The sequence below is a fragment of the Cupriavidus pauculus genome (assembly GCF_002858765.1).
Taxonomy (GTDB): domain Bacteria; phylum Pseudomonadota; class Gammaproteobacteria; order Burkholderiales; family Burkholderiaceae; genus Cupriavidus; species Cupriavidus pauculus_B.
In genome coordinates, this window is record NZ_PJRP01000027.1 from 20,988 (window position 1) to 29,434 (window position 8,447).

An 8,447-nucleotide genomic window follows, 5' to 3' on the forward strand; every position below is an offset into this window, starting at 1 on the left:
ATGAGTCAACGGATTGCAGTGGTAACGGGTGGCGGTACTGGCATTGGTCGGGCAATTGCCGAGCTATTTGCCGCAGATGGTCTGCGTGTCGTATGCCTGGGGATGGATGCAGACGGCGACCTGCCGAGCACGCTAGAGTTTCGGCGTGGTGACGTCACCGACGCCGCAGCCATGCGCGATGCCACGGCGGATTTGGATGCCGTCTCAGTGTTGGTCAATGCGGCGGGTATCATTTTGCACGAGCGAAAAGAATTCACGCCAGAGGGTTTTCGCAAGGTGGTGGACGTGAATCTGAATGGTTCCCAGTGCTTGATCAGTGTGCTGGAACAGCGTTTGGTCGCAGCACGCGGCGCCGTGGTGAACGTGGCATCGATGTGGAGCTATTTCGGTTCGCCTAACAACCCCGCTTACACGGCCAGCAAGGCCGGCGTGCTTGGTTTAACCCGGGCATACGCGGTAGCGCTGGCACCGCAAGGCGTTCGAGTCAATGCCGTGGCACCGGGATGGATCCGCACGCGATTGTCCGCAGGTGCGCTCGACAATCCAGAGCGCAGTGCGGCAATCATGGCGCGCATCCCAATGCAGCGTTGGGGCACGACGCACGACGTGGCGCGCGTGGTGCGCCTACTTTGCACCGAGGACACTGCCTATGTGACGGGCGTCATCGTGCCCGTGGACGGCGGCTTTGGTATTGCGTAAGCCTTCGGAACCCGGGGTCTCGTTGGGCGGATATCCAATCGTCTACTCGGCAGGTGGCACTTCAGTCGGTGCGAAGTCAAGTTCGATCTTCGCGCCGTCTGGATCGTGAAGGAAGATCTGCCAGATGCCGGTATCGATCTGCTGGCTCAAGACGAACGGAATCCCGAAAGACCTCAGGCGCTTTTGAAATCCCCCGAGGTCTGTTGCGCTGAACGCCATATGGTCAAGCACGCCTGACGTAGACGCGGCGGTTTTTCGTGCAACCAAGTGCACGACGGCTGCGTCTTCGCAATAGAGCCAGGCACCGTCAAAAGCGAGTGCGGGGCGGGGTCCCACCGAGAGGCCTAGTACCTCAGCGTAGAAATGCACGCTGGATTGCAGGTTCGCGGTAAGCACGGTGAAATGATTCATGCCAGTCAGTTTCATCAAGCCACTCCTGGTTAACTAATTGATGCATGATATATCTATTCGCGGAACATAGAACGCTATGAAATACATCCACCATGTTTCGGGGGCAGGCGCAGACGCTCTAACTTTGCAGGAAGGGGATGTTCCCGCGGCGCGAGATCATGAACTCTTGATTCGTGTCGCCTATGCGGGTGTCAACAGGCCCGATATCTTGCAGCGCATGGGGCTATACAATCCGCCGGCCTCGGCTAATCCCTTCCTGGGGTTGGAAGTTTCGGGGGTTGTTGTCCAGGTGGGCAAAAATGTGGCCGGCTGGAAGGTCGGTGATGAGGTGTGTGGCCTTTCGCATGGCGGAGGTTACGCCGAATTCTGTGTGGTGGATGCACGCCATTGTTTGCCTGTACCTGAGGGACTGACACTGGCCCAAGCGGCCGCGCTTCCGGAGAATTACATCACCGTCTGGGCGAACCTCTTTGCGACGGGCCTGGTCGGAAAAGAAAGTACCGTCCTTGTGCATGGCGGCGGCAGTGGCATTGGGTTGACCGCCATCCAGCTTGCCAGTGAGGTGGGTGCCAAGGTCATCACTACGGCCGGCTCAAGTGAAAAACTGGAGGTTTGCAGGCAACTGGGCGCACGGCACGTTATCAACTATCGCACCGAAGACTTCAATGAAGTGGTCGATACTGCCACGTCTGGAACTGGTGTCGACGTGGTGCTCGATATGGTCGGTGGAGAATATATCGCTCGAAACCTCCGGGCGTTGGCACTGGACGGAGCGTTGGTACAGATTTCCTTTCTAGAAGGCAGCGTCGTGAATATCGATCTCCAGCCCATCATGCTGAAGCGCCTCCGCGTGATGGGGTCTACCTTGCGTGCGCGGACTCCGGAAAATAAGGCAATGTTGATTCGGGGACTTCAGAAAGCATTCTGGCCGATCCTTGCAAAGGGCCGTTGTTTGCCTCACATCCATACTGTGTTGCCTCTAGGTGAAGCAGCCCGTGCACATACCTTGATGGAGTCGGGCAAACACATTGGAAAAATACTGCTAAAAGCTGATTAGTCAGCTGCGCGGTTTCGATGCGCTGGATCCGCGGCCCATCCGAACGCCATTGACTCGCTTTACGCCTTCGCGATCGATGGCGCATCGGGTGCCTTGACGGCCGCTGTCAAAGTTCCTGGTCATCCGGTGCATGATGTAAACCACAGGATGACTAGGGCAGCCGGAATAGCCATACTTTCACGCTGCTGAGGTGCGCGCCTTGGGTGGCCACCGAAGTATGAAGATTGGGACTTAGATGTATTCCGGTGGGGAATCGCGCGGATCAATCCTCTTGCGATGAAGTTCTCGGCCGGACTGCAGGACTTCATCAGTACGAGGCATAAGAAGTGATTGGACAGGTAGGTCTTAAGAGACTGTGCGTTGCCTTGGGTGCCGGGGCGATAGCCCTTCACTGTATGGGCCAGGCCCGAGCTACTGAGATGATTGTCTTCCGTATTGGGGTGGTCGGGCCGCTAACAGGACCGAATGCCCAAGCGGGTAATGACAGCGCAAATGGTGTCAGGCTGGCCCTTGAGAAAGCTAATGCAGCGCCGGGTGTGGTTGGCGGGCGCCAAGTCCGATTCGAAGGGACATTCCTCGATGACGCGGGCGACCCACGGCTCGCAGTTGTCGCAGCGCAGAAGCTTTGCGACATGAACGTCGTTGGTGTGGTGGGCCATGTTACGTCCGGCGCCGCAGTAGCCGCAGCGGGAGTCTACGAGGGCTGCGGGATTCCGAACCTTAGTCCGTCTGCAACATCTCCCGAGTTAACGAGGCTGGGGTACAAGAACACATTCCGCCTGACGGCAAACGATGCGCGGGCTGCTGGAGCCATGGCACGGTTCGTTGCAAAGCACAAGTTGGTCGACAAGCGCGTAGCGATCATTGACGACAGGACTTCTTACGGAGAAGGCTTTGCGAGCGCCTTTGAGAAGGCCGCGGGGGAAGCCGGGCTCTCCATTGTCGCCAGGGAGTTCACTCAGGCTCATGCCGTTGACTTAACCGGGCAACTGCTGGCTATCAAGAGGACGAGACCGGACGTTCTGGTATTTGCAGGCATGTACGGGCAAGCTGCCTTGTTGCTTCGCCAGATGCAGCGACTCCGGATGGAGAACATTGACCTGGTTGGCGGCGATGGCATTTGCACGGACCTCTTGCCATCGCTTCTCGTGGGCGCCAAGGAAGTGAGTGTGTATTGCGTCGAAGGCGGCGAACCGACTTCACAGTCGCCTAAGGCGACGGCCTTCCGGCGATACTATGAAACTCGTTTTCCAAACCAGTATGTTGGCAATGCCATGTATGCGTACGATGCCACACTTGTGTTGGCGTCAGCCGTGCTTCGAGCCCAGGGTAACCACCTCGGTGTGAGGGACCAACTTTCACACCTGACCTATGACGGACTCACAGGCCGCATCCAATTCGACCAGCGAGGTGACCGGGTAGATGCAAAAGTAAGCGTCTATAGGCTCTCAAAGGAAGGTCGAAAGCTCGTAGAGTGGTGAGCTAGCTGCTTGCGGCGTCTGCGTACGCCGACTCTCTTAGCCAGCCGCTTACGAAATCCCTCAGTATAAAAACCAGTCTCATTTCCGCCTTGCTCGACAACCTCACGAGCGCGATAGGAACCTTTACGTGAAGGGGAGGCGACAGCACTAGCACTTGCGCTCGACCATCGCTGATCTCGTCCTGAGCTGCTGCGATTACCCCAAGAAAGACGGCATTGGATGTGACAGCGGCCTTGACCAGCGGCTCGAGCTCCTCACTTTCCACCGTGGTGAATCGTCTGGGGTCTCCTTTGGGTCCGTACATCTCGACGGAGGTGCGAGCAATTTCATCCGAGACCGAGGTACTCAGCACGGGATAGTCCAGCAATTTGTCCATCGTAATGCTAGCTTCCGATGCGAGCGGATGAGGAGCCCGACTCACTGCACCGCCTAAAAGGCTACCAACCGGCTCCACTACGAGGTCCTCGGTTTCCCGTAGCGCCCGAACGTCGAGCATGAGGACGTCGATGGTCCTCTCACGTAGCTCCCTCATAAGCGCTTGCACGGTTCCGCGTCGGATGACAAGACGAACCCGCGGATACGATTCAGCAACATGCCGGATGAAGCCCGGGCAAATCGCTGCTCCGGGTCCGGCGCCGAATCCAACGCGAAGCATCCCTTCTGGATTGCTATCCCGCTCTGCAAGGTGCAATACCTCATCCACCTCCGGGAGAAGGCGCCGTGCCCGCTCCGCGACCATCTCGCCAATTGCAGTTAGTGCGCAGTGTCGACCTCGGCGATCCACAAGCTGCGCTCCAATCTCTTCTTCAAGCGACTGAATGCTCTTGCTTAGAGCGGACTGCGTCAAATGCAGGTTCGCCGCTGCGCGGCTGAAAGAAGCGGTCGCGGCCAACTCCAACAGATGTTCTAGCTTTCTGGTTTCCATGAGTAGTTGGAATTCATTTGTCGAAAATTTCTCGTTGGACGCTGAGGCTCGCGATAACTAGAGTTCCGGGCCAGGGGATGCGACTGGACAGCATACTCGAACTAAGGTTTCGCAGGAGACAGAAATGAAATCAAAAATATACCTCACCAGGCGTGCATTCTTGGCATCCCTCATGGCAACTGCCTTGGGACTCGGAGCGTGCGGTGGCGATGGGGGAAATGACAACAACAACGTAGTCACGCCCGCAGCTGTACCGCTATCGGCAGGTGCTGTGGCGTCGAGCGACCCATATAGCGCTGAAGCTGCGCAAACCATCCTGAAGGCCGGAGGCAATGCCGTCGATGCAGCGGTGGCAACAGCCCTTGTTCTCGCCGTCACATACCCCGAAGCCGGCAACCTTGGCGGCGGTGGCTTCATGAACATCTACTTCGACAAGAAGCCCTACTTTGTCGACTACAGAGAGGTGGCCCCGGCTGCAGCGACGAGCACCATGTACACGCAGTACAAGGACACCAGTGGCAAGCAGGATCCGAATAGTAGCCTTCGTGGCGCACAGGCAGTCGCAGTTCCTGGTACCGTGCGTGGCCTGTGGGAAGCACATCAGAAATTTGGGAAGCTCGCTTGGAAGGATGTTGTAGCTCCCGCTATCACACTCGCCCAAAACGGTCACACCGTATCTCAGGGCCAGGTGTTCTGGCGGGATTGGTCTGAAGACCTGTTCAAGGGCTTGCCATATCCGACCAATGTCATGGAGTACTACGGTGCCATGCAGGTTGGAAAGAACTTCCAGCAGCCTGAACTGGCGGACACGCTGACGCGAATCGCTCAAGGCGGCCCGGATGAGTTCTACAAGGGTAAGACGGCCGATCTCATCGTGGCTTCGATGAAGCAGGACGGCGGAGCGGGGTTCATCACCAAGGATGACCTGGCTAACTACAAGGCGGTTTGGCGCGAGCCTCTCCAATTCAATTGGAACGGAATGACGGTGCTCACTGCCCCTCCGCCTAGCTCGGGTGGCATCGCGCTGGCTCAACTGCTGGGGATGAAGCAAGTACTGGCGAATACGCTCTTTGCCGGTGAGTCGCCGAACACGGCGCAGTATGTTCACCTCAATGCAGAGATGATGAAGCGCGTGTATGCAGATCGCGCCGAATACCTCGGTGACCCTGGTTTCACAAACGTACCGGTCGCGGGCTTGCTTGATCCTGACTACATTCAGCGTCGTGCGACGGAGGTCAACCCGACCGCCATTACGCCTACCGCGGATGCGAAGCCGGGTATGCCGAAGATGCACACGACACACTTCTCGGTCGTCGACAAATGGGGCAACGCTGTCTCGAACACCTACACGCTCAACATGCCGTACGGTAGTGGAGTGGTAGTTCGAGGCGCCGGCTTCGCCTTGAACGACGAGATGGATGACTTCGCGACAATTCCAGGCCAACCGAACATCTTTGGTGTCGTAGGCGCGGACGCCAATGCAGTAGCTCCTGGAAAACGTCCATTGTCTTCGATGACTCCGACGATTCTTGTCAAAGACGGGCTTCCCACAATGGTCATTGGCACACCTGGTGGCACTCGGATCTTTACGGCGGTCTATCAGGTTCTGGCCAATGTCTACGACTATAAGATGGACCTTGGGAAGGCAGTAGCAAACCGCCGGTTCCATCATCAACTGCCTCAGGGCGGTGTGATCGAGGGTGAGCCGTTCTCGCCGATTCCGCAGGATCTTGCCCAGCAATTGGTGGCGCGTGGCTACACGGTGACAACCAACTCCTTCGACACCGACATTCAAGCGATTCAGATCGCGGGTGGTGATCCGATGCCGGTGTCTGATCCTCGTGCTCGCGGGCACTCCATCGTTGTGAAGCCCTAGTCAGTGCAAATGGAGTCGTCCACGGGCGACTCCATACCGGTTGCATTGCGAGTACAAATCACCCTCCTGAAATTCAAATGAAGAAGATTTTGTTGGCGGCAATCCCGTCAATCACCATGTTATTGGGTGCCGGTGTCGCCCACGCAGACGGCGGAACTCTGCAGAAGATCAAAGATACTGGCGTGATCACGTTGGGAGTACGGGACTCTTCAATTCCGTTCAACTACAACTTGGGTGGTGTGCGACAGGTCGGGTACTCCTACGATATCAATATGAAGATCGTGGAAGCTGTCAAGGAACAACTGAAGCTTCCGAACCTGCAAGTGAAGGAAATTCCCGTCACCTCGCAGAACCGTATCACGCTGCTGCAGAACGGCACGATCGACATCGAGTGCGGATCGACGACGAACAACCTCGAGCGCCAGAAGCAGGCATCGTTTACCACGAGCATCTTCATCATCGGCACGCGCATCATGGTGAAGAAGGACGGCGGCATCAAGGATTGGGCCGACCTGAAGGGCAGGAACGTGGTGACCACGGCTGGTACGACGTCGGAGCGCCTGCTGCGCAAGATGAACGACGACCAGAAGCTGGGCATGAACATCATCAGCACCAAGGACCATGGCCAGTCGTTCCTGACGCTGGAATCGGGCCGTGCCGTGGCGTTCATGATGGACGATGCGCTGCTCTACGGCGAGCGCGCCAAAGCCAGAAATCCGAGCGACTGGATCGTCGTGGGCCAGCCGCAATCGCGTGAATCGTACGGCTGCATGATCCGCAAGGACGACGTGCCGTTCAAGAAGCTGTCCGACCACGTGATCATCGGCCTGATGAAGGACGGCTCGATCAACACGATGTACACGAAGTGGTTCCAGCAACCGGTGCCGCCGAAGGGCCTGAACCTGGACTTTCCGCTGTCCGAAGACATGAAGACGCTCTTCAAGACTCCGAACGACAAGGCACTCGACTGATCCACGCGATTTGAACAGTGCGAAACGGAAGGCGCAGTCCTTCCGTTTCTCTTTGAGGAGACAAAAGAATGGATTACGTTTTTCACTGGGGAGTCATCCTCGAGAGGGCTGCCTCCAACGAGACGTACCTGGACTGGATGATTTCCGGTTTCAAGGTCACGATCGCGCTGGGCCTGTCGTCGTGGATCATCGCCCTCATCATCGGCTCCGTGCTGGGTGTGCTGCGAACCGTGCCGAACAAGTGGCTGTCGGGGTTCGCCGCTACCTACGTCGAGATTTTCCGCAACATTCCGCTGCTGGTGCAGCTGTTCATCTGGTACTTCGTCGGTCCCGAGCTGCTCCCCGGCGGCGACGCCATCAAACAGATGAATCCGCTGGTCCAACAGTTCATCGCGGCCATGCTATGCCTTGGTACTTTCGCGGCCGCCCGCGTTTGCGAGCAGGTCCGTTCGGGAATCAGGTCGCTGCCGCGTGGCCAGAAGAACGCCGGCCTGGCCATGGGTTTCACGCTGGCGCAAACGTATCGCCACGTGCTGCTGCCGATGGCGTTCCGCGTCATCGTGCCGCCGATCGCGTCCGAATTCCTGAACATCTTCAAGAACTCGGCGGTCGCGTCGACCATCGGCCTGCTGGAACTGGCTGCGCAGGGGCGGCAACTGGTGGACTACACCGCGCGCCCGTATGAATCGTTCATTGCGGTCACGGTGATGTACGCGTTGATCAACTTCGCGGTGATGTACCTGATGCGCTGGGTGGAACTACGCACCCGCGTGCCGGGCTTCATCGGCGGCAAGTAAGGAGCTGGATATGGCATACGAATTCGATTTCAGCTCAATCGACGCATCGACCATCCACGTGCTCGGCGAGGGCATGATGGTGTCGCTGAAGATCACCGTGACCGCGGTGATCGTCGGCATCGTCTGGGGCACGATTCTGGCAATGATGCGCCTGTCGTCCAGCAAGCCGCTGAACTGGTTTGCGCAGGCGTACGTGACGCTGTTCCGGTCCATCCCGCTGGTGATGGTGC

9 protein-coding genes are annotated in these 8,447 nt (G+C 57.7%); 7 read left to right on the top strand and 2 right to left on the bottom strand.

Features of this window, described 5'->3' with window-relative positions:
- Positions 1 to 699: an SDR family NAD(P)-dependent oxidoreductase gene (locus CYJ10_RS32085; protein ID WP_180863133.1), complete on the top strand. Its 699-nt coding sequence runs from the start codon at positions 1 to 3 to the stop codon at positions 697 to 699.
- 42 nt (positions 700 to 741) lie between these two features.
- Here the strand turns inward: CYJ10_RS32085 and CYJ10_RS32090 are convergent, their stop codons facing one another.
- Positions 742 to 1,125: a VOC family protein gene (locus tag CYJ10_RS32090; RefSeq protein ID WP_101685480.1), complete on the bottom strand. Its 384-nt coding sequence runs from the start codon at positions 1,123 to 1,125 to the stop codon at positions 742 to 744.
- Positions 1,126 to 1,186: 61 nt separating this feature from the next.
- Between CYJ10_RS32090 and CYJ10_RS32095 the strand changes: the two genes are divergently transcribed.
- The gene (locus CYJ10_RS32095; protein WP_101685481.1) at positions 1,187 to 2,167 is read left to right on the top strand and encodes an NAD(P)H-quinone oxidoreductase; all 981 of its coding nucleotides are present in this window, start codon (positions 1,187 to 1,189) and stop codon (positions 2,165 to 2,167) included.
- A 419-nt stretch (positions 2,168 to 2,586) separates the two neighbouring features.
- A complete protein-coding gene (locus tag CYJ10_RS32100; RefSeq protein ID WP_180863134.1) occupies positions 2,587 to 3,648 on the top strand; it encodes a branched-chain amino acid ABC transporter substrate-binding protein in 1,062 nt (353 codons plus the stop codon).
- A gap of 1 nt (position 3,649) precedes the next feature.
- Here the strand turns inward: CYJ10_RS32100 and CYJ10_RS32105 are convergent, their stop codons facing one another.
- Positions 3,650 to 4,573: a LysR family transcriptional regulator gene (locus CYJ10_RS32105; RefSeq protein ID WP_101685483.1), complete on the bottom strand. Its 924-nt coding sequence runs from the start codon at positions 4,571 to 4,573 to the stop codon at positions 3,650 to 3,652.
- Positions 4,574 to 4,697: 124 nt separating this feature from the next.
- Between CYJ10_RS32105 and ggt the strand changes: the two genes are divergently transcribed.
- From ggt to CYJ10_RS32125, 4 genes are all read left to right on the top strand, one after another.
- Positions 4,698 to 6,449 (top strand): gamma-glutamyltransferase, encoded by a 1,752-nt coding sequence (ggt, locus tag CYJ10_RS32110; RefSeq protein ID WP_257993630.1) that lies wholly within the window; start codon positions 4,698 to 4,700, stop codon positions 6,447 to 6,449.
- Positions 6,450 to 6,565: 116 nt separating this feature from the next.
- Entirely contained in the window at positions 6,566 to 7,420 is an 855-nt protein-coding gene (locus tag CYJ10_RS32115) for a glutamate/aspartate ABC transporter substrate-binding protein (RefSeq protein WP_101685518.1), read from the top strand.
- 68 nt (positions 7,421 to 7,488) lie between these two features.
- Positions 7,489 to 8,217, top strand: coding sequence for an amino acid ABC transporter permease (locus CYJ10_RS32120; RefSeq protein ID WP_101685484.1), 729 nt, complete (start codon positions 7,489 to 7,491; stop codon positions 8,215 to 8,217).
- A gap of 73 nt (positions 8,218 to 8,290) precedes the next feature.
- On the top strand, positions 8,291 to 8,447 hold a 157-nt coding region (locus tag CYJ10_RS32125), incomplete at its 3' end, for an ABC transporter permease subunit (protein WP_445347048.1).